A 26,311-nucleotide genomic window follows, 5' to 3' on the forward strand; every position below is an offset into this window, starting at 1 on the left:
TACCCACGCAGTCGTTTCGGGGTTACTCATCATCAGGAGGCGTTCGTTGTGTCTCTCGCTTCGGGGCCATGCACTGATCAAAGAGCCTGCGCGGAGCGAGGACGAGCCTTTTTGAACAGCACTGTCATTTCTTCGCTCGGGCTGCGATAGCCGCATGCCTCGAAGAATCGCTTCGCATTGCCCAGTGCCTTCACGTAGACAGGGACACCAGGAAACTCCGCTTCAACGGCGCTCAGTAGCGCCCGGCCGATGCCCGAGCCCTGGGCGTTCGGGTGGACAACCAGTTCACCGAGCATCGTCGTGAATGCCCCGTCGCTGAAGGCTGAGACATAGCCGAGAAGCGCGCCGCTGCCTGCACGTGCGTGGACGACGAGCGGGTAGGCCCGGTGGGAGCGTTCGAACGATGCTTCGTCGTACCCGCTGCCCCAACCGACCGACGCCATCAGATGGCCAAACTCCTGCCAGGTGACGGTTCGTTCGTTCGAAATCGTGTAGTTCATGCCGAGGCGATTTTCCGCGCTTTGGTAGCGAGAGACCGAAAAAGGGCCACGCCAACCGCGTGCCCCTTCTCCACAACTCACAGCTTCGGCGTGTACCTCACCGTGAACAGCACATTGCGCGGATCGCCATAGTTGTTGTTCCCGTTGGCCTCGCTGTAGGCCGGGATGTAGTAGCGCTTGTCGAAGATGTTGTTGATGTTGACGGCCAGCGCCACCTCCGGCGTCAGCTGGTAGGCCAGGCGTGCGCTCCACACGGCGAAGCCGGGCACCTTGTACGTGCGGTCGTAGCCCAGCGTGTGGCTCTGGATGCTGAAGCCGCCGCCCACGCTGAGCCGGCTCCAGTCGCCCGGTAGCTGGTAGTTGGTCCACACGCGCAGCATGTGCTTGGGCGTCCACTGGCTGAAGATCTTGCCCTTGTTGTCCGGGTCTTCGAGGAATCGGGTTGTGTTGTAGGTGTAGCCCGCCGTGAGCTGCAGCCGCAGCGCGACCTCGCCGCTGACCTCGGCTTCGAAGCCCTGGCTGCGCACCTTGCCCGACGACTTGGAGCAATACCAGCCGTCGCAGGCAAAGCCGCCGTCGCGGTCGGTCACGGCGCGGTTGGTGTGGTTGTAGCGGAACACGGCCAGCGAGGTGTTCAGGCGGCCGTCCATCAGCTCGCCCTTCAGGCCCACCTCGTAGTTGCTGCCGATGATGGGCTTGAGCCCGTCGCCCGAGACGGTGCGCTCGGTCTGCGGCTCGAACACGTCGGTGTAGCTCGCGTAGGCCGACCATTGCTTGTTGAGCGCGAACACGAGGCCGACATAGGGCGTCACTTCGCCCGACGTGCTGACGGTGCTCGTGAAGCCTGCGGACTGGCTCGAGTAGAGGTAGTCGTACCAGCTCAGGCGCGCGCCGACGATGGCCGTGAGCGGCTCGGCCAGTTGGGCCCGCCAGCTGCCGTAGATGCCCTTTTGCCGCACGTCGTAGTGCGTGTGGCTCTTTCCGCCGCCGGCGGCCATGATGGTGTCGTAGTTCTGCGCCGGGCGGTTGTGGTCGATGGCGAAGATGTTGCCGCCGCCGCTGAACCGGCGCGCATACCGGTCGGTCGACTCGAACTTCGAGTAGTTGGCGCCGATGGTCAGGTCGTGCTGCATCGCCAGTGCGTCGAAGCGTCCGCGCAGGTAGACGTCGAAGCCGAGCTTGCGCGAATCGAAGCGGGTGTCCCAGTCGGCGAAGTTCAGCCCGCTGCCGTCGGCTTGCACGTCGCCGTGCATGCGCTGGTGCTGCGCGCTGTTCTTCTCGTTCATGCCGAGCGCGGAGAACTTCAGCTTCCACTTGTCGTTGAAGCGGTGTTCGGCGTCGACATACACCGTGGTCTGCTCGATGTCGCTGTGGTTCCACAGGGCACCCGTGAACACGGAGCGCGGCAGGCCGATGTCAGTGCCGTCCGGGTAGCGCGGAAAACCGCGCAGCATCGGACGCCCCTTGGCGTGCGAGTGGCTCACGCCGAAACCGACGGTGGTGTCGGGCGAGATGTCGTAGTCGATGGCGCCGTAGAGCGAGCGCGTCTTGCGCCACACGTAGTCGGTGAACGAGTGGCTGCGGTCTTCGTCGACCACCACGCGGCCGCGCAGCGTGCCTTCGGCATTGAGCGGACCGCCGGCGTCGAGCTGCGCGCCGTAGTGGTCCCACGAGCCCGCCTTGCCCGTGAGCGTGAGCGTCTTCTCGGGCTGGCCGCGCTTGCGCACGAGGTTGATCGCGCCGCCCGGGCTGCCGGTGCCTTGCAGCAGGCCCGAGGCGCCGCGCAGCACTTCCACGCGGTCGAAGAACACGGTGTCTTCGGTGGCCCAGTTGCCCAGCGAGTACATGTTGCGCGGCACGGGCACGCCGTCGTACTGCCAGGCGTCGATCTGGAAGCCGCGCGACGTGAGGACCATGCCCGGCCCCACGCCCTTGACGCCCACCACGCCCGTGACGTTGTTGACCGCATCGCGCAGGTCGACGAGGCCCTGGTCGTCCATGCGCTGGCGCGTGATCACGCTCACCGATTGGGGAATGTCCTTGAGCGCCTGCTCGCCCTTGCCGAGCGTCAGCGCGCGCGCCGTGTACGAGCGCGTGCCTTCGGTGGTGGCGCTGCGTTCGGCCTCGGCCGTGACGGTGACGGGTGCGAGCGTGGTGCTGCCGTCGGCGCCGGTGTCTGCAGGGCCGCCGATGCTCGAGCGGCGCAGCGCATACGCGCCGCCCGCGCCGCCCGCCGCCTCGAGGCCCGAGCCGGCCAGCAGCCGCGCGAAGCCTTCGCCCACGGCGTGCTGGCCCTGCAGGCCGGGCGAGCGCTTGCCCTGCGCGAGGGCCGGCGGAATCGTGATGCTCACGCCGGCGGAGGCGGCGAAGCTCGACAGCGCCTCGTCGAGCGGGCCGGGCGCAATGTTGTAGGCCTTGCGTGCTTCGGCCTGCGTGGCCGGTGCGTTGGGCAAACCCGGTGTCTGCGCGGCGACCGTCCCGGCGGCGGCGCACGCCATGGCGAACAACGCGCCATGCACGGCGAGCGACAGCGCACGCAACGAGACGGCGTCGGAATCAAGGGGGGACGGTCGGCGACGGGCCATGGGTTTCTCTCTCTCCTACAAGGGTGTGAAGTTGCTGTTCCTCAAGGCTTCACACGCGAGGAAAGAAAAGGGGACAGGCCGCGACAGAAAAAATCGCAGCGGCCGAAATCGCCGCCGGCACCCGATGCCTCAACCGCCCGGCGCCACCACCGTGACCCAGTAGCGCGTGCGAAAGAGCACGTCCACCGGCAAGGCCTGCGGCAGGCTGTCGAGCACCGGACCGGTGTCGCGCAGCTGGAACACGCCCGACACGCGCAGGTCGGCCACGGCCGGATCGCAGCGCAGCACGCCGGGCCGGTAGCGGCCCAGCTCGGCGAGGAAGTCGTGCAGCCGCATGCTCCTGGCGCGCAGGACACCGCGCGACCAATCGTCGGCATCGGGCGCTGCTGCCGTGACCTCGCCGACGGCCGTCGAAGAAAACATGGCCTGCTCGCCGGCACGTACCACCGCCGCCAGGCTGCGTGCGCTGTCGGGGCGAACCTCGACCGCGCCGTCGAGCACCGTCAGCTGGCTGCGATCGCCTTCGTGCTGCCGGACCACGAAGCGCGTGCCCAGCGCACGCAGGCGCCCCTGCGCGGTCTCGACGATGAAGGGGCGGTAGGAGGCGTCGGAGGAGGGCACGGCATCGGGTGCCGTGTCGATGAGTATTTCGCCCGCATGCAGCCGTACCACGCGCTGCGTCGCGCCGTAGGCCACGTCGATGGCCGTTGCGGTGTTGAGCTGCAGGCGCGTGCCGTCGGCCAGTCGCAGTTCGCGGCGCTCGCCCGTGGCGGTGCGGTGGTCGGCCAGCCATTCGCGCGCCGGCGACGCGCGCCAGGCCAGCCAACCAGCGGGCGCCGCGGTCAGCAGCATGGCGAGTGCCTTGGCGGCCGTGCGGCGGTCGCTTCGCACCGCGCGGCCCAGCACCGGCATCGACAGCGCGCCCGGCAGCCTCCCGAACTTGCTGCTGACTTGCTCGGCGCGCTGCCAGGCCGCTTCGTGCGCGGGGTCGGCCGCCCGCCAGCGCGTCCATTGCGTGCGCTCGGCCGCCGTGGCCTCGCCCGACTGCAGCAGGACGAACCATTGCGCTGCCTGCAGGGCGACGGCCTTGTCGACCTCGACCGCCATCGTGCGTTGCACCGTCACGCGACCAGCAGGATGCAGCGGGCCATGGCCTCGGCCATGTAGCGCTTGACCGTGCGCTCGCTCACGCCCAGCTTCGCGGCGATCTCGGCATAGCCCAGCCCTTCGAGCTGCGCCATCAGGAAGGCCTGGCGCACCGGCGGCGCCAGGCCGTCGAGCATCGCGTCGATCTCCTGCAGGGTCTCGAGAATGATCGCCTGCTGCTCGGGCGAGGGCGCGAGCGGCTCGGGCAATGCGCTCAAAGCCTCGAGGTACGCCTGCTCCAGCGAACGCCGCCGGTACAGGTTGGCCAGCAGCCGCTTGGCAACGACCGTCAGGTAGGCGCGCGGCTCCCGCAATTGCCAGTCGCACTGCTTCTCGGGCGTGTGGTCTGGCGCGGTGAGGATGCGCAGGAAGGTGTCTTGTGCGAGGTCTGCCGCATCGAAGGCATTGCCGAGCTTCCTGCGCAACCAGCCCTGCAACCACCCGTGGTGCTCGCTATAGAGGGTGTGGATGTGCGGGTGCAGAGCGGGATCGGCGGCCATGGCGGACGTAGTGCGGTGGCCAGGCCATCCAAATAAGAATTATTCTCATTGTATGACGAGTGTGCACCAATGGCTACGTTCGGGGCTGCTGTACCAGTGGGAGCTCGTTGCCGGCGGGGATTTGCTTCGACACGTTCGACCGGCAAGCTCATTGCGGAACAAGCGTCCGTGCTGTTCAGTGAAGGGCGCCCGCAAGGCGCTCGAAGTGGCGCTGGTAGACATTCGCGTAGTTGTTGCCGACTTGGCAGCACGTGATGTCTCGGTAGCTCACCAGGGATGGGCTGCCTGCCCAGTTGCCGGCCCCCGTGAAATGCTCGATTTGCAGCGAATCGCCTTCGGTCTGAACAACTCGCCCGATCAAGAACTCGTTGATTTCGCCGGCCTCGCATTCCACGATCATCAGCGCGTGACGCAAGGTCAGTTGTGCAATCAACGTGCGCCAACTGCGCACGTCAAACTCGAAGCCAAAGGGAACCTGCTGCCCCAAGCCTTCTTCGAAGATCAGCTTCTTCTGGAGGCTGTGAGTGGCCGTCAATTCCACCTGTGTGATGTCTTCAGTTCGCAGCGCCATCAAGCCGTCCAACCGGAAGTCGTAGACGTACTGAATCAGGACCAGTTCTGACGATACCGCCAGCGCGAAGCCTTGGATCTGCGAATCGTCGATGCCCGTCCGATAGATCGAGACGAGATCACGGTTTTCCAAGTGCTGTTCGAGCTGCTGCTTCTGGGGTGTCATCGAGGAGCGGTCGGGCCCGTGCTACTTCTTCGCAAGAAACGCGGCCACCAAGGCATTCGCATGCCCGTGACCCATCTGGTGCTGGGTCTTGAGCTGGCTCACGAGCTCCATGTGCTTGAGGGGCCCCGCAGCCTGAAGAAGGTCCATCCAATGCGCGATCGGCTGGCCGTAGGTCTTCTCGATGGAGGGGAAGTACGAGGCGGGTCCTTTTACCTTGGCGGTCTCGGTCATGGGCGGTTCTTTCGCGGGTGGAGAGTGAGGTTCGTGCAACGGCGGGAGGGCATTCTTACAGCTGCCAGCTCCTGTTGCTGGCATTGGGCTGGATCAGGTCCCACATGTTTCCGCACAAGTCCTTGAAGACAGCCACGACCCCGTGCGGCTGCTCTTCGGGCGGGCGGACGAACTCGACGCCTGCAGCCTTGTACTTTTCGTAGTCGCGCCAGAAGTCATCCGTGTACAGGAACAGGAGCACACGGCCGCCGGCCTGGTCGCCGATGGCGCGTTGCTGTTCTGGCGCTGACGCCTGTGCCAGGAGAAGGCAGGCCCCTTGCCCGCCCTGCGGCTTGACGACGACCCACCGCTTTCCTTGTGCAGGCACGGGCGTGTCTTCGACGAGCTCGAAGCCGAGTGTGCCGACGAAGAATTCGAGTGCCTTGTCGTAGTCGGGCACCACGAGGGACACCAAGCCGAGTGATTGATGCATGGGGTGCGATCGCAAAAATCAGTGATGGTAAATCGCTGAGCCGCCGCACACGAGGCCTGGATTCAGTCCGTCACCCGCCGCATTCGGAATCCGTGTTCGGCACGCTCACCAGAAACCCGACGCCGCGGTCATCGAGGCCTGTGGTGAGTCTCGCATTGCCGCCCATGCTGCGTGCGGCTTGCTGCACGATGGACGGCGCGAAAGGGGCGCCTGAGCCGACGTACAGCTTCAACCGAGCTTCTTGAGCAGGCTGACGTATCCAGACTGCTTGTAGCCGAGGCCCTCATAGAATTTCCTCGCGGGAACCGATTCGCCTGTTTGAAGATTCGCACTCATGAATCCGCGCGCTTGAAGGTGTTCCTCGAAGCCCCGCATAAGCTTCGCGCCGAATCCCTGCCCTTGGTAACGTTCATGGATGCACATCTCTTTGATGTGAAAAACCCAGCCTTGCACCCAACGCTCGCCCCAGCCCAGAACAAGGCCAATGGCTTCTCCATGCATTGACAAGCCCATGCCTTGAAACGCGGGTGATTGCGCAAAACTTGCAAGCCGCTCTGCAGCGACTGCCTCCGTCCAGCCATCATTCCAAGGGGGTGCATTAAACACTGAGCGATACAGTGGCACGAACTCAGAAATGTTCTCCGGAGAAAGTGATCTGATGCTTTCCATTCGATGAGGGGAGGTTGCGAGTGGCTAGGTTGGACAAGGTACGTCGGAAGGTCCGCTTCTGGTCGGCTCTAAGCAAGCGAGCCAGTCGCAGGCTTGGTTCCGACCAAGACAGGCTGATAGAACGCGGCGTCGAGTCGCTTCACATTCTCGAAGCCAGCCTTTCGCATCAGCTCGCAAAGACGATCGACTGGGATTGCGTAGTACCTGGAGCGCATGACACGGGTCTTCACCAGCCCGGTGGCCAGTGCGTCTTCGACGACGAAGAAGGAAAGGTCGTAGTGGTCGCCGTCGAAATCCCAGACCTGGAACAGCACGTACCGCTTGCCGTCCTCAACCCGCGCGCCATAGTGCTTGACCAGGTTCGTCCCGCGCTCTTCCTTGTCGTAGTCCCTGACCGTGATGACGCATCCGCCGCCGGGGCGCAAGCATGCGAAGAACTGGCGCGACGCAAGCAGCAGGTCCTCGTCGGTCAGCAGGTGAGGGACCGAGTTGTCGCACGAAATGACGAGGTCGTATCCAGTACCGTGGTCCTCGTGGGCCGTGCGCATGTCTGCGACCTTGAAATCGATGGTCAAGCCACGAAGGTCTGCTTCGCGTCGCGCACGCTCGATTTCCCTGGTCGACAGGTCTGACCCGACGACGGAGTAGCTCCGTCCGGCAAGCGCGAGAGTCTGGGTGCCGATGCCGCAGGAGACATCGAGTACCGTGCGATGCCCGGGCCATTCTGATTGGATGACGCTGTCGAGCTGCTCGCCCTGCCGCCGGATGCTGTGGCTCCAGTCGGGGAAGATCAGGTGATACAGCGGGGCGAGGTCGTCGTAGAAGTCCATGGTTTGACGTCAGGCTGTGAAGGGAAACCAGTTTAGAAATGAGCGGCTTAGTGAGCGGCTGGTCTTGGCCGAATCGGGCTGGTCGGTGGTAGTCAACGCGTAGCGTTGGAACGGCCGCGTGGCGCGCTGCAAGCCGCGCAATAGTTTGCGGCGGGCGTCCGAAGTGGTTTCCCGCATTCAGCGCAAGGTGGCCCATAGAGGCTCAGGCGATGGTGGTAGAGAGCAAGGGGATTGGTTTCTTTGAAACCACTGATGCGCTCATAAGTCGCTAGCGCTCGCTCGCCAACGTCCGCCTGTGCCTGACGTAAATCAGCCCCGGTTTTTTCGCGATATTCCCGGATCTGCTCCATGAAACTCGTAGGGAGGACCTGTCGATATTCCTCCTCCGTGAGAATCGGCAGATCGATCTTGCATCGCCAGCAATACATGGTGGTGGCCACTCTTTGTTGATCCCTTCTAGGTGATACGCGATGGCCTACGCTGTCGCGCTCATCTTCGCTGGCGGACGTTCGTCGCCGCTAAACGCTTTGCAAGCTCCAATAGATTTCGGTTTCAGGAGCGCACACGAAACCTTCCAGGGTGGGGTGTCGGGCAAGGCGTTCGACGTTCAGTCTGGACGAACAAAAAATCGTGAAGTGGCTATCCCAATGGACAGTCCAGAGGTTGGCCTTGTCTGGGGTGAACACACTTCCGCTCAAGAGCGCGACCTTGGCGCTTGCGGGTTTTAGATCGTCGATCCAGCAGAGCTTACGTTCAGTACAGAACTCGTCACCCACCCAAAGCCATTCCTGCGCGAGTGACTGTATGAATGACAGGACTGGCTCCTGAATCAACTCTGGAAACAGACCTTCAACAGGAGGGAGCAATCTGTGCTGGCTCAGCGAATTCGCTAGTACATCGGCAAGCTCCTTGTCGGCACGGTCCTTTCTCAAACCTCCGATCATTGTCCTCAGTGCCACGTCGATTGACGCGATCGAAGGAAATCCACAGAGGTCACGCACCTGGGACCACCGGACTGATTCAAATGCTCGGTAAATCTCGTCCGCGCTTTGTTTTTCCGGCGCGGCATCGGTCAAGTCAAACGTGTCCGAATTGGGACGCATGAACGGATTAAGAAGCACATAGGCGGCTTCAAATGCACCGTCGTAGAAGGGCAAGACAGGGCCTTCCCGTGGGCAGATGGCGTATCGGTCCGGGTCGGGAAGCACGCGTTGATTCATGGGCCCAGTTTAGAGCGGTCGAACCTGCCCGGTTGGGTGCTCAGGTCCGCGAGATGGCGCGGCGGATTGCTCAGCCATTTGCAGTCAAGCCATCTTTCCCACGGAAGATTGCGGCCAGTGCTTCCTCAACATTCTGTCGGCTCCAGTTTCCTGGCAGAAACTCGATCTCATATTTGGAGTGGCCGTCGAGCAACGAAGCCGCCTGCGTGCTCAGCGTTGCGATAAGGCCCGACGCATGAAGGGCAACCTCCAACCGGTCGACACGATGCACTACTTGGTCGACAACCATCACCTCGATGTCGCCGGAGTCGACTCTACGAGTTAGCGAGAAACAATAGTCCTGCTTCGGGTCGTGGCAGTAGATGTATGCCATTCCATCGTAGGCATCGCTTTTTACCGAGGCACTGACAGTTGCAAGTAACCGCATTTGTTTGGTCGGAGCGAAGTATCGAAGTTGCCCGGAAGTATCGCCGAGCCTCCTGCGCGAGCATCCAGTTCGATGAACATGCCTGAAGATGGCGCTTCACGCTGTCGCCGCACAACCTTCAGGCTTGAAAACCCGCGTCGTCGAACCCGGAAACTTCTCAAGCTTGGCCGCCGGCCGCGACGGACGCGGAAGCAACTCGCCACCACAGTTCGGGCATGTGCCTGCAAGGCGTCCGCTTGCGCACTCGCTGCAGAACGTGCACTCGAAAGAACAGATGCGGGCATCGGCTGAATCCGGCGGCAAGTCTCGGTTGCAGCATTCACACCCGGGGCGCATTTGGAGCATGGCGAAACCTCAGAGAGAGTTTTGTCAGTTGAGCTTAAACGAAGGCAAGGCGGCCGATGGCGGAATTCAGTCCGTCGAGCCAACGGGCCCGAGTGCAAGGCTCATCGGCTGCACCATCAGATGCGAGTGTTCCCGCAGCGGCTCCAACGCACCATCGGGTCGGAAGCCGAACGCCATGTACAGGCGCATCGCGGGCGTGTCTGCGACAGTGGCACCCAGGCCCACGCGCTTCATCCCTGCGTGTGCGGCCCAGGAAACCGCCGCTTCGAGCAAAGCGCGACCGGCCCCCAGTCCTCGTGAGGCGGGGTCGACCCACATCTGAAACAGATGAGCGACAGCCGGTTCATCGCCGGACACCTTGCACCAGATCAGGCCGCAGGCGTCGTTGCGGTTGAACGCGAAAAGCACACGGTCTTTCCCGGACGAAGTCGCCGCGGCAACGCGGGCGGACCACATCGCATCGGTTCTCGTGGCCTCCGCCTCGTACGTGCTTCCGAAGGCGTCCGGGGAATCGAGCAACGCCCGCAGGCGCAGGTCTCGATAGGTCGTCCATTCATCGGGTTTCGCTGGTTGCACCGAGATATCTGCGGTCGGGTTCATGGACGATCGTTCATTCCTAAATTCATTGGCGGATGTCGCGACGCATGCGCTTCAAGCGGCTGCTCATGATCCACGCAACCACCGGCCCGAGCACCATGCCAGCCAGGCAGCTCCACACAACGACATGGCTTTTGAGTTCGAGCAGCCAGGTGAGCATCGGGTACTGCGCGGCCACGGCGTCCGGGAAGCTCCACCAATAGGAAGAGCCGCGGCTGGCGCCCGTGCGATGCTTGGTGCCGTCGAGCCAGTACGAGGCCAACGGTGCAAGGCCCAGATAGGCAAACATCGCGGCCCAAGGCCCGAGCACGATGGCGCGCAGGAAGGCGTCGATGAAACGGGAGCGCATCGATTTACCGCTCACGCATGCGCCGCCAGATCAGGTCCGCCGCCTCGCTCGCACTCACCAGCGCCGAGTCGATGACCAGCCGGCTCGTGCTCCAAGCCTCGTAGTCATGCCCAAGCACGGCCTCCCAGCTCGGCAGCGCAAAGCCCGCCATGTCGGCTTCCCGGCTCTCCACGCGTCGGCGGTGTTCAACAACGTCAGAGCACACGACCTCCACCTCCACCAGATGCGATGACGTCTCGGCCGCCACGGCCCGCCACGCCTCACGCGTGACCGACAGCGGGTTGACGCAATCAGCGACCACGGACATGCCGAGCGCAAGGTTGGACCGAGCCAGCGCGTAGGCCACGACGTAGCCCGCCGGGCCCACGTCGTCAGTGCGCCCGCTTGCGGTTTTCAATGCGTGCTCGATGGCGTCGATGCGCAGGTACACCGACGGGGCACGCGCCACGAGTTCGCGCGCGATGGTGGTCTTGCCTGTGCCAGGCAGTCCGCTCAGGACGATCAGGGTTCGAGGTTCCGAAGTCGATCTCATGGAAGGGGATGGCGGCTGCGAAGGGCCGTTCGTCGGCGATCGTACCCACCGTTCGGTCATGCGGGCCCGTCGATTCGTCAGATCAGCGGCACCGTCGCTTCCTTCAGCACCCGCAGCACGAAGTGCGACTTGCTATGGCGAATGCCGGGGATCTTGTAGAGCTTCTCGCGCAGCAGCCGCTCGTAGTCGCGCGTGTCGCGCACGGCGATGCGGATGTAGTAGTCGTAGTCGCCCGACACGAGGTAGGCCTCCTGGATCTCGGGAATGGTGGCGAGGGTGCGGCCGAAGTCGTACAGGGTTTCGTCGGTGTGGCTCTCGAGCGTGACCTGCACGATGACCGAATCGTGGTACCCGAGCTTGGCCGGGTCGACGTCGACGGTGTAGCGCTTGATGACGCCCGAGGCCTCGAGCTTCTTGATGCGCGTCCAGCAGCTGGTGGGCGACAGGCCGACCTCGTTGCCGATCTCCTGCAGGGTCTTGCGCGAGTCGAGCAGCAGCACCCGCAGGATCGCCAGATCGGTCTTGTCGAAAGATCCTTCGTTGTCTGTCGATGTTTGGCGATTGTTTTTCATGTTTCTAGCTTAAACGGCCAAAAGAAAGAAGCAAATTCTGCCTCAAGAGCGGAAGAATTGACGGCATGCGACTGCTCGACCTTCCCCCCACATCCTCGCCCTCCCTCTCGCCGGCCATGCCCGAGACCCCACCCCGCGTGCGCAACGGCGCCGAGGCGCTGCTCGACACGTTGGTCGAATGCGGCGTCGACACGATCTTCGGCTACCCCGGCGGCGCGGCGCTGCCGCTGTACGACGCGCTGCACGGCGAACCCCGGCTGCGCCATGTGCTGGTGCGCCACGAACAGGCGGCGGTGCATGCGGCCGAGGGCTATGCGCGCAGCACGGGCCGCGTCGGCGTGGTGCTGGTCACCTCGGGGCCGGGCGTGGGCAACACGATCACGGGGCTGCTCGACGCGATGAGTGATTCGGTGCCGGTGCTGTGCATCAGCGGGCAGGTGTCGACGGCGGTGATCGGCACGCAGGCTTTCCAGGAAAGCGACGCGCTGGGCATGTCGCGCCCGGTGACCAAGTGGAACCGGCAGGTGCGCGCGGCCGACGACGTGCCTGCGCTGGTGCGCCGCGCACTCGACATCGCCACCACCGGCCGCCCCGGCCCGGTGCTGCTCGACGTGCCGAAGGACATCCAGCTGATGCGCCTCACGCACGGCGCCGCACCGGCCCCGCTGCGCGCGCTGCGCACGGGCCGCGCGCCGCTGCCGCCGCGGGCGATGCTGCAGCGCGCCGCCGACCTGATCTCGACCGCGCGCCGGCCGGTGCTCTACGGCGGCGGCGGGCTCATCAACTCGGGGCCGGCGGCCTGCGAGGCGTTCACGCAGCTCGTGCATCGGCTGCACGCGCCGTGCACGCTCACGCTGATGGGGCTGGGCGCGTTCCCCGCGTCCGACCCGAAGTTCGTCGGCATGCTGGGCATGCACGGCATGCTCGAAGCCAACCTTGCGATGCACGAGGCCGACCTGGTGGTGTGCGTGGGCGCGCGTTTCGACGACCGCGTGACGGGCAAGCTCGACGAGTTCTGTCCGCACGCCCGCAAGATCCACATCGACATCGACCCCGGCAGCATCAACAAGGTGGTGCACGTCGACGTGCCGATGGTGGGCGACTGCGGAGCCATCGTCGAAGCGCTGTTGGGGCTGCTGCCCGACGAGTTTGCGCCCGAGCGGCTGGCGCCGTGGTGGGCGCGCATCGAGCGCTGGCGTGCCGAAGACTGCCTGGCCTTCACGCCGTCAACCGAAGAAATCCTGCCGCAGCAGCTCATGTCGTCGCTGCAGCGGGCCATCGCGGGCCGCGATGCGATCGTCTCGACCGACGTGGGCCAGCACCAGATGTGGGCCGCGCAGTACCTGCGCTTCGACAGCCCGCGCCACTGGCTCACCTCGGGCGGCGCCGGCACCATGGGCTACGGGCTGCCCGCGGCCATCGGCGCGCAGATCGGTCACCCCGACGCGCTCACGGTGTGCGTGAGCGGCGACGCCTCGGTGCTGATGAACATCCAGGAACTGTCGACTGCCATGCAGCACGGCACGGCGGTGAAGCTGGTGCTGAGCAACAACGGCTACATGGGCATGGTGCGCCAGTGGCAGGAGCTGAACCACGGCAACCGCCTGAGCCACAGCTGGAACGAGGCGCTGCCCGACTTCGTGGCGTTGGCGAAGGCTTTTGGTTGGGGGGCGCGGCGGGTGTCGGACCCGGCGGAGCTGGAAGAGGCGCTGGTCGAATGCCTGGAGAGCAAGGGGCCGTTTTTTCTCGACGTGCAGGTGGCGGCGCAGGAGAACTGCTTTCCGATGATGCCGTCGGGGTGCGGGCATCACAGGGTGATGCTGGCGAAGGACAGGTGGTACGAGGGGGAGTGAGGGCAGGGGCCTGACAACATCGCGCGGCCTCCATCGCCGCTCACCGCCGCAGACGGCGGCTGACGCGGCGACGCGCTCGGTGCACGTCGCCGCAGCATGCCTCAGGGCGCCCGAACCGGCGTGACCTTGCGGATCAAATTGCCGAAGGTGTCGGCGACATACAGCGTGCCCGCTGCGTTGATCGTGAGCCCCTGAGGCTGATTGAACGTGGCAGCCGCGCCGATGCCGTCTTGCCCACCCGTGACACCCTCTTGGCCGGCGAGCGTGGAGACCACCCCTGCCGGTGTGATCCTGCGCAACAGGCTGCTCCCGAAATCGGCCACGTAGACATTGCCGTCCGCATCGACGGCGACGCCGCGGGGATCGGAGAAAGTCGCGGAGTTCCCGGGTCCATCGGTGGCGCCGGGCGTTCCCGTCCCTGCAAGGGTTGTGACCACCCCGGTGGGGGTGATCTTGCGAATTCGATGGTTGCTGCTGTCGGCGACGTAGAGGTTGCCTGACGCGTCGATGGCCATGTTGTAGCCGAGCCCGAATTTCGCGGCGCTTCCCGTGCCGTCGGCAAAGCCCCGCGGGCTGCTGCCGGCCAGCGTGGTGACATCGCCGGTGGGGGTGATCTTGCGAATGACGCCGCCGAAATACTCCAGAACGTACAGATTGCCGGCAGCATCCACGGCCACCGAGATGGGCGTGTTGAAGGTGGCGGCGGTTCCGTTGCCATCGGTCGTGGTGTTCGTGCCATTGCCCGCCACCGTGGTCACATCGGCCGCCGGTGTGACCTTGCGGATTCGATGGCCTTGGGCGTCCGCGACGAAGGCGGTGTCGGTCGCGTCCACGGTGAAGCTGGCGAGGTCCTTGAACGAAGCGTTGAGGCCGTTGCCGTCCACCGACGCCAGGTTTCCGTTGCCGGCAAACGTGGTGACGTCGGCCTCGGGCGAAATCTTGCGCAAGAGGTTGTTTGACCAGTCGCCGATGAGCAGACCACCGTTCCTGGTGAGGGCGATGCCGTAAGGGAGATCGAACGATGCGGCCCTGCCCTTGCCGTCGGCGGTGCCCGAGACGCCGGTGCCGGCGAGCGTCTCGACCTTGGCGGCGGTGGCCGAGCAGGCCACCGTCACGTCGCTCACGTCGGTCGAGGCCTTGCCGGTGTCCTTGGTGACGGTGCAGAACTGCCACAGGGGTTGCGTACGGATGCTGACCTTGTAGTCCGAGCCCTCGACCAGGGTCGTTGCAAAGGTGAACTTGCCATCGGCCGACAGCTGGAGGTCGTCGCCGGCATTGTTTTGCAGCACCAGGCGGCCTTCAAGGCCGGTGACCGTGCCGCCGATGGAATGCTTCACGACGGGCGGCACTGTCGCCGGAGGGGGCGGTGCGACCATCGGCAGAAAAGCACCGCCACCTCCACCCCCGCCGCACGATGCCACCAACATGACCGCACCGGCCACGGCGCCGATTCGCGCGACCGAACTTGCTTGACTGAAAAGCATCTTGACTCCTCTTTATGGTTGTATGACTCAACAAAAAGAAGCCCCCTGCCGACGGGCGTGCAGGGGGTTTCTAAATGTCAATCATTGTTAAAAAAAGTGTCCGATGACATCCCTGGAACTGGGTATTTTTTGCGGTCGGCCCTCTCATCTGGCGCCAGCAATGGCTCCCTGGTCCGCCAGCCAGGGGGACCCGACAACATCGCGCGGCCTTCATCGCCGCTCACCTTCACCCCAACGCTCTCCCGCAAGCGGGAGAGGGAGTCATTCATTCGGGAGCCGTACGGGAGCCCCCTTCACGAATGCCCGTCCACCCGCATCTGGAACAGGAAGTAGGGCGGAATGCACGCCCCGCGTCCTTCGGGTTGGCCTTCGGCTTGCGCGCAGATGTAGTCCTCGCGGCAAGGCTGTTGCGCCGAGCAGCTGCGCAGGTTGCCGGGTCGCGTGTGCTTGCTCAGGCAATCGCCGAAGGGTTGCTTGGCTGCCAGGCACTGGTTGAAGTCGCTGAGGATGGCGATGCCACCGCAGGTGCCGTTCGGGTCTTTCGGATCGCAGCGGCCCGAGCACATGCCGCCGGGGAATCCGACCGAGGTTTTCTCGCAGACCGAATCCGCGCCTTCGCACGTCGTGGTGGCGGTGCGCGGCAGCTTCTGCGCGCGGTCGCGCCATGGGTCGGCCGAGGCTGTGATGCGCGTGGGCTCGCAGCTGGCGCCGACGGTGGCTTTCTCCGGCAAGGCGTTCGCATCGTCCGGCGAGGCCAGCGGGCGGAATGCGTCGGGCAGGGGCGTCGTCAGCGCGGCCTTCACATAGCGTTCGCGCCGCGCCAGCTCATCCTGCAAATGCGGCGAATGCGGCAGCGCGAGCGCGTTGCCGGTCGTGAAGGTGCGCGAGGCGCCGCGCCGGTCCACGCCCAGCAGGTGAAAGCCCGCGACCGCGCGACTCTGGTGGCAGCCGGCGCAGCTCAGGTCGTCGAGCCGGCGCAGCACGGCCTGCGGGGACTGCAGCGTGCGGCTGCCGGGCACGGGCTGCCAGTCGCCGGGCGCGAACAGCTGTTCGAAGGGGCGGTTCGCCAGGCGCTCGAGGCCGCGCGGCGCGACGGAGACCGACTCGGTCGCCAGGAAGCGATCGGGGATGCGCACGGTGGCGCTGTCGAGCGCGCGCAGCGTGTCGGGCTGTTGCAGCCACTGCAGCAGCGCCTTGCGCAGCGGGGCATCGGCCTTGAGCTTCACGACGTCGGGCGTGTTCTCGAGCGGGCCTGCGTCGAAGCGCTGCGTGCCCGCGTTCCAGCGGAAGGCGCGCAGCAGGTACTCGGCATGGCCGCCGAGGTCGGGCCGCACGGCCGAGGGCCAGCGCACGCTCTGCAGGTTGGTCGTCACCTGCACGATGCGGGCCTGCGCGAGCCGCGGCGGCGCGAGCGGGCCGTCGGCCGACACGAGCCAGCGGCCGAGCGCTTCGTCCTTCATCGACGCCTGCGGCGGCTGCCAGCGCCGCGCGGCGCCCGCGCAGCTGCCGTCGGCATCGGGTGCATCGCCGCGCAATTCGACGGCGACGGTCATCGGCAGGCGCGACTGCATCGCAGCTGATCGATACGCCAGCCGGTACACGAGCCGCGTCTCGCCGCAGGCGCCGGGTTGGAAGGGGCGGCGGTCCATGCGGTTGGCCACGCCGACCAGCTCGAAGAAGGCGTCGGGGCTGGCGAGCCAGCGCGCATCGAAGATACGGTGCGGGTAGCGCGCAATGCCGACACCGGCCTGCGGGTCGCGGCGTTGCAGGGCGGCGAGGCTGGTCTTCAGTGGGTCGGCAATCGACTGCCAGGCGGGCGAGCGTGCGAGTGCCTGGTTGGTGGTGGTACCGCTGGCCGCAGAGGGCACGTCGAACCAGCGGCCGAAACCGGCGCCGGCTTTCTCGGTGGCCTGCAGCGCGACAGGCGAGGTGACGAGCAGTACCGGGTCGGCCGCGTGGGCGAGGGAGGATGCGAGCGCGAGGCCGGCGGTCAGAAGGTGAAGTAGGCGTGGCACGCGGACGATTGTGCCGCCGCGATTCAGCACGCCACCGTCAACGCCATCTGCTGCCGCATGAGCCCCGCCACGGCCACGCCCTGCGGATCGCCCAGCCGCTCCAGCGCGGCGATCACGCCCTTGCGGTCTTCTTCCGAGCGGTCCTGGTTGAGCTTGAACTTGCCTTCGAGCACGCGCACCGGAATCTCGACCGCCGCGATCATGTCCAGGCGCGGCGCCACGAAGTCGAAGGGCATGGCGTCGAAGTCCCAGGTGCCGCCCAGCGGCGTGTCGTACAGCGCGACGGTGCGGCGCAGCACGGCGTGGATGGCCATGCGGTCCTCGATCACGCGGGGCGTGCCGCGCGCGTGGATCGCGGTGTAGTTCCAGGTCGGGAAGGTGCTCTGCTTCACGTACCAGCTGGGCGTGACGAAGGCATGCGGCCCCTGGAAGATGGCGAGCACTTCGGCGCCCGCGCGCAACTCGTCGAACTGCGGGTTCTTCTTCGACAGGTGCGTGGTGAGCAGGCCGGGGCCGTCGTCCGGTGCGTCGAGCAGGAAGGGCAGGTGCGTGGCGCTGGCGCCCGACGGGCCGACGGTGATGAGCGTGCCGAAGCTCCACGCGCGGATGCCGGCGTGCAGCGTCGCGAGGTCGTCTTCGATGTACGGCTTGGGCGTGTACATGGCGAGGGTTTCAGCGCGCGGCCAGCGCGTGCATCCAGCGGGCGGCATCGTCGAAGGCGCGGCCCGCCACGTCGGCGATCGACACCGCTTCGAGAAAACCGTGGATCGTGCCGGGGTAGAGCACATCGGTCACGGCCACGCCGGCCTCGCGCAGCCGCGCGGCCATGAGCACGCTGTCGTCGTGCAGCGGGTCGCACTCGGTGATCGCGAGGCACGCGGGCGGCAGGCCTTCGAGCCGCGCCGTGAGGCTGGCCAGGCGCGGGTCGCGAAAGTCTTCGGGCCGGCGCAGGTACAGGCCGTAGAACCACACCATCATGTGCAGCGACAGGCCGTACTCGCCCGCGCCGTAGCGCACCACCGACTCGCGGTACAGCTCGGTGCTGTAGGCGCCGTAGTTCAGCAGCATGCCCAACGGCAGGGCCTCGCCCGCGTCGCGCAGCACGAGGCAGGCACCCACCGACAGGTTCGCGCCCGCCGAGTCGCCGCCGATGAAGAGCTGCGCGGGGTCGATGTCGAGCGTGTCCGCATTCGCCGCGAGCCAGCGCATCACGTCGACGCACTCGTCGTGCGGCTGCGGAAACTGCGCCTCGGGCGCCCGCGTGTAGTCGATGCCGATGACGGCGATGCCCGCGCGGCCCGCGTACTCGCGCATCACGCGGTCGTGGGTGTCGAGGCTGAACAGCACGAAGCCGCCGCCGTGGATGTAGACCAGTGCGCCCTGCAGCCTGCGGTGCTGCGGATAGTGCACGCGGATGCGCACGTTGCCGTGGCGCGTGGGCACTTGCTGTTCGACCGTGCGTGCCATCGTCGGGCCGCCTTCGGTCCACGGCGCGCGCACCTTCTCGGCGTTGGCGCGGCCTTCGGCGATCGGGATGGTGTGGCGCTTCGGGTAGCGGCCGCCCTCGGCCGCCATGAGGCGCATGAACTCGACGATCTGCGGATCGAGCGGGGGCGGTGCGGTGGGGTTCAGCCAGGTGGCGGGCAAGGAGGAGGCGGTCACGCAAACACTTTCTCGGAAGGGCGGGAGACAGATTCGGCCAGCGACGCGAGCGGCCGCGGCGTGGCCGCCAGCAGCGCCTGCGTGTAGGCATGGCTCGGCTGGTCGAACACGGCGTCGCGCGGGCCTTGCTCGACGATGCGGCCGCGCTCCATCACGACGACGCGGTCGGCGATCTGCTCGACGGCCGCGAGGTCGTGGCTGATGAACAGGCACGCAAAGCCGTGGTGCGCCTGCAGGCTTTGAAAGAGCCGCAGCACCTGCGCCTGGATGGTCATGTCGAGCGCGGACACGGGCTCGTCGGCCACCACGAAGGCGGGCCGGCGCACCAGCGCGCGCGCAATCGCCACGCGCTGGCGCTGGCCGCCCGAGAGCTCGTGCGGGTAGCGCGCGCCCAGGCCGTCCAGGCCGACTTCGTCGAGCGTTTCGTGCACGCGCTTCACGCGCGCGGCGGCATCGAGTGCGGGCAGGTGGCGCAGCGGTTCGGCCACGATCTCCTGCACGCGCATGCGCGGGTCGAGCGACGAGAACGGGTCCTGGAACACGAGTTGGCAGGCGAGCCGGAAGCGGTGCAGCGCGGCGCGGTCGGCGCTGCGCACGTCGTCGCCGCGAAACAGAATCTGCCCCGCGTGCGACGGCGCGAGCCGCAGGATGGCGCGGCCCAGCGTGGTCTTGCCCGAGCCGCTGCCGCCCACCAGCGCGACCATCTCGCCGGGGTGGATGTCCAGGTCGAGCCGGTCGATGACCTGCACCGGCGCATGGCGCTTGAAGAAGCCCGCGCGTGGGCCGGGGTAGCTCACGCACAGGCCGCGCACCTGCACCAGCGGCTGCTGCGGCGTGGCCGGGGCCGGCTTCGCGGCCTGGCGGCGCGGCAGGGCGTCGACCAGCTTCCGGGTGTAGGGCTGCTTCGGGTCGACGAGGATGGCGGGCACGTCGCCCGTCTCCACGAGCTTGCCTTTTTCCAGCACGATGGCGCGCTGCGCATAGCGCCCGACCAGCCCGAGGTTGTGCGTGATGAGCAGCACGGCCGTGCCCTGGTCTTTCGCGAGGCCGACCATGAGGTCGAGCACTTCGCGCTGGCTCAGCGTGTCGAGCGCGGTGGTCGGCTCGTCGGCGATCAGCAGGCGGGGCTTGAGCAGCATCACGCTGGCCAGCATGATGCGTTGGCGCATGCCGCCCGAGAACTCGTGCGGGTAGGCGTGCAGGCAGCGCTCGGGGTCGGCGATCTGCACGCGGCGCAGCATGTCGAGGCAGCGCGCGCGAATCTCGGCGGCCGACAGCTTCGTGTGCATGCGCAGGCCCTCGGCCATCTGCTCGCCGATGCGGTGCACCGGGTTGAGCGAGACCATCGGCTCCTGGAACACCATGCCGATGCCGGGCCCGCGGATGGGGCGCATGGCCTTCACGTCGCGCGTGCTCAGGTCTTCGCCGTCGAACACGATCTGCCCGCCGCTTTGCGCGATGCCGGGCGGCAGCAGCTGCAGGATGGCGCGCGCGGCCATGGTCTTGCCGCTGCCCGATTCGCCCACCACGGCAAGGAACTCGCCGGGGCGCACGTCGAACGAGAGGTCGTGCACCAGCGTCTGGGCGCCGCCGTGCAGGTCGATCTTCAGGTGCCGCACCGAGAGCACGGGTGCTGCGGAAGTGGAGGGATGGGTCATGACTTCTCCGTGCGCGGGTCGAGCCGGTCGCGCAGCGATTCGCCCAGGAGGTTGATGCCCAGCAGCGTGAGCGCGATGCACAGGCCCGGCACCAGGCACAGCCACACGGCCGAGGCCATGTAGGGGCGTGCGCTGGAGAGCATGTTGCCCCAGGTGGGCGCGGGCGGCGGCACGCCCAGGCCGAGGAAGCTCAGGGCGCTTTCCGACAGCAGCACCCAGCCGAACATGCTGGTGGCCAGCACGGCGACGGGCGCCACGCAGTTGGGCAGGATGTGGCGCCACATGGTGTAGATCTCGCCGTTGCCGATCATGCGCGAGGCCTCGACGTACTCGCGCTCGCGCAGCGACAGCACGGTGCCGCGCACCACGCGCACCACCGAGGGCGCGTAGGCCATGCTCAGCGCGAGCACGATGCCCCACTGGTTGGCGCCCACGATCACCATCACGCCCAGCGCCAGCAGCAGGCCCGGAAAGGCCAGCAGCGTGTCGTTGAAGGCCATGAGCACGCGGTCGGTCCAGCCGCGCACGAAGCCGGCGAGCACGCCCACCACGAGGCCGACGGCGGTCGCCAGCGCCACCGTGAGCAGTGCGATGAGGCAGCTGGTGGAGGCCGCACGCATGGCGCGGCTGGCCACGTCGCGCCCGAACTCGTCGGTGCCCAGCCAGTGCGCGGCCGAGGGCGGCTGCAGCTTGCCGCGCAGGTCGATGCCCAGCGGGTTGTAGGGCGTCCACAGCGCGGCCACCAGCGCCAGGACCAGCAGCACGCCGATGAGCACGCCGCCCACGAGGGTATGGGTCTTGATCTTTTTCACTGCACCGACACCCGGGGATCGAAGAGGGGATAGCACATGTCCACGATCAGGTTGATGACCACGTAGATGCAGGCCGTGAACAGCAGGCAGCCCTGCAGCACCGGGTAGTCGCGCGCGAAGATCGAATCGATCATCAGGCGGCCCAGGCCGGGCAGGGTGAACACCGTTTCGAGCACCGCGATGCCGCTCAGCAGATGGCCCAGGATGAGGCCGATCATGGTGAGCGTGGGGTTGAAGGCGTTGGGCAGCACGTGGCGGCGCAGCACCTGCGACTCGGGCACGCCCTTGGCGCGCGCGTGCGTCACGTACTCGAGCCGCAGCACCTCGATGGTGCTGGCGCGCGACATGCGCGTGAGCACGCCGGTCTCGACCAGCACCAGCGTGACGATCGGCAGGATCACGTAGAGCAGGCCCTGCGAGAAGTCTTCCGACATGGGCACGTAGCCCACCACCGGCAGCCAGTGCAGGTACTGGCCGAAGAACATCAGCAGCAGCAGGCCGAGCCAGAAGCTCGGCACCGACAGCATCAGCGTGGCCGCGCCGATGATGGCGAGGTCGGTCGGCCGGTCCTTGCGCCAGGCGGCGACGAGGCCGGCGGGCACGGCGATCAGCGAGGCCAGCGCCACGGCGGTGAGCACGATCACGGCGCTCACGTGAAAGCGCTCCCAGATCAGCGGCAGCACGGCCAGGCCGTTGGTGGTCGACACGCCCAGGTCGCCGGTGAGCGCGTGACGCAGCCACACGACGTACTGGGTGACCAGGGGCTGGTCCAGCCCCATCTGCTGGCGGGCGAGTTCGAGCTGCGCGGGGTCGGCGCCTTCGCCGAGCATGAGCTGCACCGGGTCGCCCGGAATCAGCCGCATGAGCGTGAAGACGGCAATCGACACCAGCAGCAGCGTCGGGACCGTCATGGCGATCCGGCGCAAGAGGTAGGCAAGCATGGCGGCGGTGCCCCGTCAGCCGCGCGCGTCGAGCCGGACGTTCCAGAACCGCGGCTTGGCCGGCGCCCAGCCCTTGAAGCCGGTCACGCTCTTGCGCATGGCGGTGGCGTCGCTGGCGTTGAAGAGCACGACCATCGGCACGTCCTGCAGCATCTGCTTGTGCAGCTCGTCGAACAGCACCTGGCGGCGCGCCTTGTCGCGCGAGACCATGCTCTCAGTGAGCCGGGTCTGCGCGGCGGGGTTGTCCCACACCTTGCGCGGCTGCGCGGCCTTGTCGCCGGTGACCATCTCGTAGTTGAGCGAGGGGTCGATGCGCGCCGAGTACACGAAGGCCATGCTCTGGTACTGGCCCTTGGTGTAGCGGTCGAGCTGCGTGGCCCAGTCGAGCACTTCGAGTTCGACGTTGATGCCGGCCTCGGAGGCCATGGCCTGCACCAGCACGGCGGCCGAGTACAGCGCCTCGTAGCGCTTGTTGGCCACGAGCTTGATCGGCTGGCCGCGGTAGCCGGCTTCGGCCAGCAGCTTCTTGGCACCGGCGATGTCGCGCTTGTAGCCGCCGGCCTGCACGGCGCTGTAGAACGGGCTGGACGAAGGCACGACCGAGTTGTTGACGGCCGACAGGCCCTCGGTGACCGACTTGGCGATCTCGGGCGTGTCGAGCGCCAGTGCCAGCGCGCGGCGGATGCGCACGTCCTTCAGCAGCGGGTCGGTGGTCTGCAGCAGCAGCGCCACCATGGTCATCACCGGCGTGGTGTCGACGCGCACGTCGCTGCGCCCGCGCATCTCGACCACGTCGGCAGGGCTGGGGCTGATGAAGGCATCGATGCCGCCGCTGTAGAGCGCGGCCTTGGCCGCGGCCGAGTCGGGAATGACGACGAAGCGCAGGTTCTCGATCTCGGCCTTCTTGCCGCCTGTGAGGCCGTCGCGCGCTTCGGGGCGCGAGGTGTAGCCGTCGAAGCGCGTGAGCTCGATGTACTGGCCGCGCTTCCACTCCTTGATCCTGTAGGGGCCGGTGCCTACGGGCTCCTTCCACTGGCCGTCCGCGCCCAGCGAGCTGCGGTGCAGGATGGCGGCGCCGCCGCAGTCGGGGCGCGCCATCATCGTGAGGAACAGTGCGCTCGGGCGCTCGATCTTGAAGACCACGGTCTTCGGCGTGGGCGCTTCCACCGCGAGCACCTTGGTCATGCCCTTGCCGTCGAACTCGGGCAGGCAGCGCCAGCCGCTGGTGGGCTTGAGGTAGCGCTGCCAGCTCCACACCACGTCGTCGGCCGTGAGCACCGCGCCGTTCTGGAACTTCACGCCGTCGCGCAGGGTGAAGGTGTAGGTCAGGCCGTCGGCCGAGGTGTCGACCTTGCTCGCGAGCATCGGGCCGACCGAGGTGTCTTCGCGCAGCGCGACCAGGCCTTCGACGACGTGGATGAGCACGTTGTCGGTGTTGTCGTCGCGGTTGCCGCCGGGGTCGGTGGAGCGGATGTCGGAGTTGATCTGGATCCGCATCGTCTGGCCGGCACCGGCCGGGGCCGGGGTCTGGGCAAAGGCCGCGCTGGCGGCGAGGCCGAGACCGAGGGCCAGTGCGGCAGCGGCGCGCGCAGCGGGAGGGAGGGACGGGGGCGTGGGCAGGTTCATGGCAACACTCCTGGCGAAAGCTGGGCGGGGCGGGCGGATCAGAGGGAATACTCGGTGAAGCGGTGCGCCTTGAAGGGCGCCGGCGCGATGCGCATCTTTCGTGCCGCCGGGTCCATGACGATGGTCGCCACGGTGGCCGACGAGGCACCGCCGGGGCCCGCGCTCGGGCTGCGGCACACGGCGCGCGGCGCGCCGAAGCGGTCCTGCAGCGCGTCGAGCACGTCCTGCTCGGTGAGCAAACCTGCAGCGCGCCGGTTGTGCAGCGCCTCGGTCACGCGGCGGTCGCGGTAGAGCGAATCGGGCGTGGTCTCCAGGCTGCGGTCGACCACGCGCGCCAGCGCCGCCGGGGTCTTGAAGTGGTTGGCGTGCACCAGGATGCCGCCTTCGGGTTGCTGCCAGAACACCTGCTCGGGGCAGGTCTCCAGGCTCACGGCCTCGCCCTCGGCGTGCGTGATGATCATGTTGTTGGAGATCGAGCGCGCGCTGCGGCACACCACGCCCAGCGCGTTGGCGTACAGCGTCGACTGCAGGATGCCGCGGCGGATCAACGCCAGCGGCACGCCTTGCTGCTTGCCGTCGTTGTCGGCCTTGATGAAGTTGCCGGTGACGGCGATGCCCGCGCTGTTGAGCCCCGCGCGCGCCAGCGTGCCGGCCTCGGCGAAGGTGAGCATGGCCGGGCCTTCGTCCGGCTGGATGCGCAGCACCACGCCGAGTTCGAGGCTCTCGACGCGCCAGTCCCAGTTCTGCGCATGGATGAGCTTGCCGTCGCGCGCGGCCGAGGGCATGACGACCACGCCGGTGCAGCCGTCGGGCGGCTCGGTGGCTTCGAGCTGCTGGAAGGCGTAGAGCATTTCGCTGCGCGCGTTGAGCGCCACGATGTCCTCGGCCGGCACGCCCGCGCCTTCGCCCACGCCCTCGATCTCGCGCAGCATGCCGGCGTCGAAGGCCTCGACCATCGGCATGAAGCGGCGCGCCAGCGCGCGCGTGCGCTCCCAGCTCAGGCCCACGCGCTCGAAGGCGGCGCGGTAGGTGCGCAGGCTCAGGTCGATGCGGTCGCCGGCGGCGCGGCCGTACTGGCGCCCGCGCTGCTGCGCGTCGCCTTCGATGTCGTACAGGGGGAACGATTCGATGTCCATGGTGTGTCTTGTCTCCGGGGCTTGTCTCGTCGGTGCAGCGTGAGGGGCTCAGGCTGCGGTGTCGGTGGCTTGTGCGGTCTGCGCGATGGCGACGCGCAGGCTGTCGATGATCTGGTCGATGTGCCGGCGCTCCAGCGTGAACGGCGGCGACAGCGCGATGGTGTCGCCCACCGAGCGCACCAGCACGCCGCTTTCGTCCAGGCAATGTTGCGCCACGGCCTGCGCATGCGTGCCGGGGCCCGAGGCCCAGCCTTGCAGCTCGATGCCGGCCAGCAGGCCGACGTTGCGCACGTCGATCACGCCCGGCAGGCCGCGCAGGCTGTGCAGGCCGTCTTCGAAGTAGGGCGACAGCTCGGCGGCGCGGGCGATCAGGCCGTCTTCGGTGTAGGCGTCGAGCGTGGCCATGGCGGCGGCGCAGGCCAGCGGGTGGCCCGAGTAGGTGTAGCCGTGCGAGAGCTCGACCGCGCTCACGCTGCCTTGCATGAAGGCGTCGTGCACCGCGCCGCGCATGAGCACCGCGCCCATGGGCACGGCGCCGTTGGTCAGGCCCTTGGCGGTGGTGATGAGGTCGGGCGTCACGCCGAACAGGTCGGACGCGAAGTTGCTGCCCACGCGGCCGAAGCCGGTGATGACCTCGTCGAAGATCAGCAGGATGCCGTGCTTGTCGCAGATCTCGCGCAGGCGCTTCAGGTAGCCGCGCGGCGGCGGCAGCACGCCGGTGGAGCCGGCCACGGGCTCGACGATCACGGCGGCGATGGTCGAGGCGTCGTGCAGCGAGACCAGCGCTTCGAGCGCGTCGGCCTTGTCGATGCCGTGCGGCGGCTCGCCGCGCGAGAAGGCGTTGCGCGCCAGGTCGAGCGTGTGCGGCAGGTGGTCCACGCCATTGAGCAGCGGCCCGAAGGTGCTGCGCTGGCGCCCGATGCCGCCCACCGAGATGCCGCCGAAGCCCACGCCGTGGTACGAGCGCTCGCGCCCGATGAGCCGGTAGCGGCCTGCGTCGCCGCGCGCCCGGTGGTAGGCCACGGCGATCTTCAGCGCGGTGTCGACCGACTCGGAGCCCGAGTTGGTGAAGAACACGTGGTCCATGCCGGCCGGCGCCATCTGCGTGAGGCGCTGCGCCAGCGTGAAGGCGGCGGGGTGGCCGATCTGGAAATTGGAGGCGTAGTCGAGCACGTCGATCTGCGCCTTCATCGCCGCACTGACCCGTGGGTTGCGGTGCCCGGCATTCACGCACCACAGGCCGGCGATGGCGTCGAGCACGCGGCGGCCGTCGGCCAGGTCGTAGTACAGGCCCTCGCTGCCGACGATGAGGCGCGGCGCCTGCTTGAACTTGCGGTTGGGCGTGAAGGGCATCCAGAACGCGTCGAGCGAACCGGGTGGCGTTGTCAGGGTATCGGCGGAAGCCACGGTGTT

At 67.1% G+C, this 26,311-nt stretch carries 29 protein-coding genes; 1 reads left to right on the forward strand and 28 read right to left on the reverse strand.

Going from position 1 to position 26,311, the window contains the following annotated elements:
- Positions 1–77: 77 nt before the first annotated feature.
- The 18 genes from AC07O4_RS02625 to AC07O4_RS02710 all read right to left on the reverse strand — a co-directional run bounded on the left by AC07O4_RS02625 (position 78) and on the right by AC07O4_RS02710 (position 11,711).
- Positions 78–500: a GNAT family N-acetyltransferase gene (locus AC07O4_RS02625; RefSeq protein WP_495303683.1), complete on the reverse strand. Its 423-nt coding sequence runs from the start codon at positions 498–500 to the stop codon at positions 78–80.
- A gap of 77 nt (positions 501–577) precedes the next feature.
- The gene (locus tag AC07O4_RS02630) at positions 578–3,085 is read right to left on the reverse strand and encodes a TonB-dependent siderophore receptor (protein WP_495303684.1); all 2,508 of its coding nucleotides are present in this window, start codon (positions 3,083–3,085) and stop codon (positions 578–580) included.
- Positions 3,086–3,214: 129 nt separating this feature from the next.
- Positions 3,215–4,210, reverse strand: coding sequence for a FecR domain-containing protein (locus AC07O4_RS02635; protein WP_495303685.1), 996 nt, complete (start codon positions 4,208–4,210; stop codon positions 3,215–3,217).
- The gene (locus AC07O4_RS02640) at positions 4,207–4,731 is read right to left on the reverse strand and encodes a sigma-70 family RNA polymerase sigma factor (RefSeq protein ID WP_070061085.1); all 525 of its coding nucleotides are present in this window, start codon (positions 4,729–4,731) and stop codon (positions 4,207–4,209) included. The genes AC07O4_RS02635 and AC07O4_RS02640 overlap by 4 nt, the downstream gene beginning before the upstream one ends.
- A 175-nt stretch (positions 4,732–4,906) precedes the next feature.
- Positions 4,907–5,467 (reverse strand): hypothetical protein, encoded by a 561-nt coding sequence (locus AC07O4_RS02645; RefSeq protein ID WP_495303686.1) that lies wholly within the window; start codon positions 5,465–5,467, stop codon positions 4,907–4,909.
- Between the two features lie 21 nt (positions 5,468–5,488).
- A complete protein-coding gene (locus AC07O4_RS02650; RefSeq protein WP_369629195.1) occupies positions 5,489–5,698 on the reverse strand; it encodes a DUF4287 domain-containing protein in 210 nt (69 codons plus the stop codon).
- Positions 5,699–5,753: 55 nt separating this feature from the next.
- Positions 5,754–6,170, reverse strand: a complete 417-nt coding sequence (locus tag AC07O4_RS02655) for a VOC family protein (protein ID WP_495303687.1) — start codon at positions 6,168–6,170, stop codon at positions 5,754–5,756.
- A 70-nt stretch (positions 6,171–6,240) separates the two neighbouring features.
- Positions 6,241–6,402, reverse strand: a complete 162-nt coding sequence (locus tag AC07O4_RS02660; protein ID WP_307693181.1) for a hypothetical protein — start codon at positions 6,400–6,402, stop codon at positions 6,241–6,243.
- A complete protein-coding gene (locus tag AC07O4_RS02665) occupies positions 6,399–6,839 on the reverse strand; it encodes a GNAT family N-acetyltransferase (RefSeq protein ID WP_495303688.1) in 441 nt (146 codons plus the stop codon). Before AC07O4_RS02665 ends, AC07O4_RS02660 begins: the two co-directional genes overlap by 4 nt.
- 68 nt (positions 6,840–6,907) lie before the next feature.
- Positions 6,908–7,669, reverse strand: coding sequence for a class I SAM-dependent methyltransferase (locus AC07O4_RS02670; RefSeq protein WP_495303689.1), 762 nt, complete (start codon positions 7,667–7,669; stop codon positions 6,908–6,910).
- 92 nt (positions 7,670–7,761) lie between these two features.
- Positions 7,762–8,109, reverse strand: a complete 348-nt coding sequence (locus AC07O4_RS02675) for a hypothetical protein (RefSeq protein WP_495303690.1) — start codon at positions 8,107–8,109, stop codon at positions 7,762–7,764.
- Positions 8,110–8,187: 78 nt separating this feature from the next.
- Positions 8,188–8,889, reverse strand: a complete 702-nt coding sequence (locus tag AC07O4_RS02680; protein WP_495303691.1) for a DUF2711 family protein — start codon at positions 8,887–8,889, stop codon at positions 8,188–8,190.
- 70 nt (positions 8,890–8,959) lie between these two features.
- Positions 8,960–9,262, reverse strand: a complete 303-nt coding sequence (locus AC07O4_RS02685; protein ID WP_307585043.1) for a hypothetical protein — start codon at positions 9,260–9,262, stop codon at positions 8,960–8,962.
- A 150-nt stretch (positions 9,263–9,412) separates the two neighbouring features.
- Entirely contained in the window at positions 9,413–9,661 is a 249-nt protein-coding gene (locus AC07O4_RS02690) for a DUF1272 domain-containing protein (protein WP_307585041.1), read from the reverse strand.
- Positions 9,662–9,727: 66 nt separating this feature from the next.
- Positions 9,728–10,261: a GNAT family N-acetyltransferase gene (locus AC07O4_RS02695; RefSeq protein ID WP_495303692.1), complete on the reverse strand. Its 534-nt coding sequence runs from the start codon at positions 10,259–10,261 to the stop codon at positions 9,728–9,730.
- 22 nt (positions 10,262–10,283) lie between these two features.
- The gene (locus AC07O4_RS02700) at positions 10,284–10,607 is read right to left on the reverse strand and encodes a hypothetical protein (RefSeq protein ID WP_495303693.1); all 324 of its coding nucleotides are present in this window, start codon (positions 10,605–10,607) and stop codon (positions 10,284–10,286) included.
- 4 nt (positions 10,608–10,611) lie between these two features.
- The gene (locus AC07O4_RS02705) at positions 10,612–11,139 is read right to left on the reverse strand and encodes a P-loop nucleotide/nucleoside kinase family protein (RefSeq protein WP_495303694.1); all 528 of its coding nucleotides are present in this window, start codon (positions 11,137–11,139) and stop codon (positions 10,612–10,614) included.
- A gap of 77 nt (positions 11,140–11,216) precedes the next feature.
- Positions 11,217–11,711, reverse strand: a complete 495-nt coding sequence (locus AC07O4_RS02710) for an Lrp/AsnC family transcriptional regulator (protein WP_495303695.1) — start codon at positions 11,709–11,711, stop codon at positions 11,217–11,219.
- Positions 11,712–11,776: 65 nt separating this feature from the next.
- On the opposite strand from AC07O4_RS02710, the gene ilvB reads away from it, so the two are divergent.
- Entirely contained in the window at positions 11,777–13,564 is a 1,788-nt protein-coding gene (gene ilvB / locus AC07O4_RS02715) for a biosynthetic-type acetolactate synthase large subunit (protein WP_495303696.1), read from the forward strand.
- 101 nt (positions 13,565–13,665) lie between these two features.
- On the opposite strand, the gene AC07O4_RS02720 is transcribed toward ilvB, so the two are convergent.
- From AC07O4_RS02720 to aptA, 10 genes are all read right to left on the reverse strand, one after another.
- Entirely contained in the window at positions 13,666–15,048 is a 1,383-nt protein-coding gene (locus AC07O4_RS02720) for an NHL repeat-containing protein (protein WP_495303697.1), read from the reverse strand.
- A gap of 293 nt (positions 15,049–15,341) precedes the next feature.
- A complete protein-coding gene (locus tag AC07O4_RS02725) occupies positions 15,342–17,063 on the reverse strand; it encodes a hypothetical protein (RefSeq protein ID WP_495303698.1) in 1,722 nt (573 codons plus the stop codon).
- Positions 17,064–17,086: 23 nt separating this feature from the next.
- Positions 17,087–17,725: an FMN-binding negative transcriptional regulator gene (locus AC07O4_RS02730; protein ID WP_495303699.1), complete on the reverse strand. Its 639-nt coding sequence runs from the start codon at positions 17,723–17,725 to the stop codon at positions 17,087–17,089.
- A 10-nt stretch (positions 17,726–17,735) separates the two neighbouring features.
- Positions 17,736–18,725 (reverse strand): alpha/beta hydrolase fold domain-containing protein, encoded by a 990-nt coding sequence (locus tag AC07O4_RS02735; RefSeq protein ID WP_495303700.1) that lies wholly within the window; start codon positions 18,723–18,725, stop codon positions 17,736–17,738.
- The gene (locus AC07O4_RS02740) at positions 18,722–20,383 is read right to left on the reverse strand and encodes an ABC transporter ATP-binding protein (protein WP_495303701.1); all 1,662 of its coding nucleotides are present in this window, start codon (positions 20,381–20,383) and stop codon (positions 18,722–18,724) included. Before AC07O4_RS02740 ends, AC07O4_RS02735 begins: the two co-directional genes overlap by 4 nt.
- Positions 20,380–21,195, reverse strand: a complete 816-nt coding sequence (locus AC07O4_RS02745) for an ABC transporter permease (RefSeq protein WP_062473185.1) — start codon at positions 21,193–21,195, stop codon at positions 20,380–20,382. Before AC07O4_RS02745 ends, AC07O4_RS02740 begins: the two co-directional genes overlap by 4 nt.
- Complete coding sequence (locus tag AC07O4_RS02750; RefSeq protein ID WP_062473187.1) at positions 21,192–22,136, reverse strand: ABC transporter permease; 945 nt, start codon at positions 22,134–22,136, stop codon at positions 21,192–21,194. Before AC07O4_RS02750 ends, AC07O4_RS02745 begins: the two co-directional genes overlap by 4 nt.
- Before the next feature lie 15 nt (positions 22,137–22,151).
- The gene (locus AC07O4_RS02755) at positions 22,152–23,762 is read right to left on the reverse strand and encodes an ABC transporter substrate-binding protein (protein ID WP_495303702.1); all 1,611 of its coding nucleotides are present in this window, start codon (positions 23,760–23,762) and stop codon (positions 22,152–22,154) included.
- Positions 23,763–23,800: 38 nt separating this feature from the next.
- Positions 23,801–24,898, reverse strand: a complete 1,098-nt coding sequence (locus AC07O4_RS02760; RefSeq protein WP_062473189.1) for a C45 family autoproteolytic acyltransferase/hydrolase — start codon at positions 24,896–24,898, stop codon at positions 23,801–23,803.
- A 48-nt stretch (positions 24,899–24,946) separates the two neighbouring features.
- Positions 24,947–26,305, reverse strand: a complete 1,359-nt coding sequence (gene aptA, locus AC07O4_RS02765; protein ID WP_495303703.1) for an omega-aminotransferase AptA — start codon at positions 26,303–26,305, stop codon at positions 24,947–24,949.
- Between the last annotated feature and the right edge of the window lie 6 nt (positions 26,306–26,311).

The sequence above is a fragment of the Variovorax sp. GW821-FHT09D04 genome, assembly GCF_059416405.1.

What these genes read in the sequence shown, in the direction of transcription:
- AC07O4_RS02625 (WP_495303683.1), bottom strand. Translation starts at nt 500, where the DNA reads ATGAACTACACGATTTCGAACGAACGAACCGTCACCTGGCAGGAGTTT.
- AC07O4_RS02630 (WP_495303684.1), bottom strand. Translation starts at nt 3,085, where the DNA reads ATGGCCCGTCGCCGACCGTCCCCCCTTGATTCCGACGCCGTCTCGTTG.
- AC07O4_RS02640 (WP_070061085.1), bottom strand. Translation starts at nt 4,731, where the DNA reads ATGGCCGCCGATCCCGCTCTGCACCCGCACATCCACACCCTCTATAGC.
- AC07O4_RS02645 (WP_495303686.1), bottom strand. Translation starts at nt 5,467, where the DNA reads ATGACACCCCAGAAGCAGCAGCTCGAACAGCACTTGGAAAACCGTGAT.
- AC07O4_RS02650 (WP_369629195.1), bottom strand. Translation starts at nt 5,698, where the DNA reads ATGACCGAGACCGCCAAGGTAAAAGGACCCGCCTCGTACTTCCCCTCC.
- AC07O4_RS02655 (WP_495303687.1), bottom strand. Translation starts at nt 6,170, where the DNA reads ATGCATCAATCACTCGGCTTGGTGTCCCTCGTGGTGCCCGACTACGAC.
- AC07O4_RS02665 (WP_495303688.1), bottom strand. Translation starts at nt 6,839, where the DNA reads ATGGAAAGCATCAGATCACTTTCTCCGGAGAACATTTCTGAGTTCGTG.
- AC07O4_RS02670 (WP_495303689.1), bottom strand. Translation starts at nt 7,669, where the DNA reads ATGGACTTCTACGACGACCTCGCCCCGCTGTATCACCTGATCTTCCCC.
- AC07O4_RS02680 (WP_495303691.1), bottom strand. Translation starts at nt 8,889, where the DNA reads ATGAATCAACGCGTGCTTCCCGACCCGGACCGATACGCCATCTGCCCA.
- AC07O4_RS02685 (WP_307585043.1), bottom strand. Translation starts at nt 9,262, where the DNA reads ATGGCATACATCTACTGCCACGACCCGAAGCAGGACTATTGTTTCTCG.
- AC07O4_RS02690 (WP_307585041.1), bottom strand. Translation starts at nt 9,661, where the DNA reads ATGCTCCAAATGCGCCCCGGGTGTGAATGCTGCAACCGAGACTTGCCG.
- AC07O4_RS02695 (WP_495303692.1), bottom strand. Translation starts at nt 10,261, where the DNA reads ATGAACCCGACCGCAGATATCTCGGTGCAACCAGCGAAACCCGATGAA.
- AC07O4_RS02700 (WP_495303693.1), bottom strand. Translation starts at nt 10,607, where the DNA reads ATGCGCTCCCGTTTCATCGACGCCTTCCTGCGCGCCATCGTGCTCGGG.
- AC07O4_RS02705 (WP_495303694.1), bottom strand. Translation starts at nt 11,139, where the DNA reads ATGAGATCGACTTCGGAACCTCGAACCCTGATCGTCCTGAGCGGACTG.
- AC07O4_RS02710 (WP_495303695.1), bottom strand. Translation starts at nt 11,711, where the DNA reads ATGAAAAACAATCGCCAAACATCGACAGACAACGAAGGATCTTTCGAC.
- ilvB (WP_495303696.1), top strand. Translation starts at nt 11,777, where the DNA reads ATGCGACTGCTCGACCTTCCCCCCACATCCTCGCCCTCCCTCTCGCCG.
- AC07O4_RS02720 (WP_495303697.1), bottom strand. Translation starts at nt 15,048, where the DNA reads ATGCTTTTCAGTCAAGCAAGTTCGGTCGCGCGAATCGGCGCCGTGGCC.
- AC07O4_RS02730 (WP_495303699.1), bottom strand. Translation starts at nt 17,725, where the DNA reads ATGTACACGCCCAAGCCGTACATCGAAGACGACCTCGCGACGCTGCAC.
- AC07O4_RS02740 (WP_495303701.1), bottom strand. Translation starts at nt 20,383, where the DNA reads ATGACCCATCCCTCCACTTCCGCAGCACCCGTGCTCTCGGTGCGGCAC.
- AC07O4_RS02750 (WP_062473187.1), bottom strand. Translation starts at nt 22,136, where the DNA reads ATGCTTGCCTACCTCTTGCGCCGGATCGCCATGACGGTCCCGACGCTG.
- AC07O4_RS02755 (WP_495303702.1), bottom strand. Translation starts at nt 23,762, where the DNA reads ATGAACCTGCCCACGCCCCCGTCCCTCCCTCCCGCTGCGCGCGCCGCT.
- AC07O4_RS02760 (WP_062473189.1), bottom strand. Translation starts at nt 24,898, where the DNA reads ATGGACATCGAATCGTTCCCCCTGTACGACATCGAAGGCGACGCGCAG.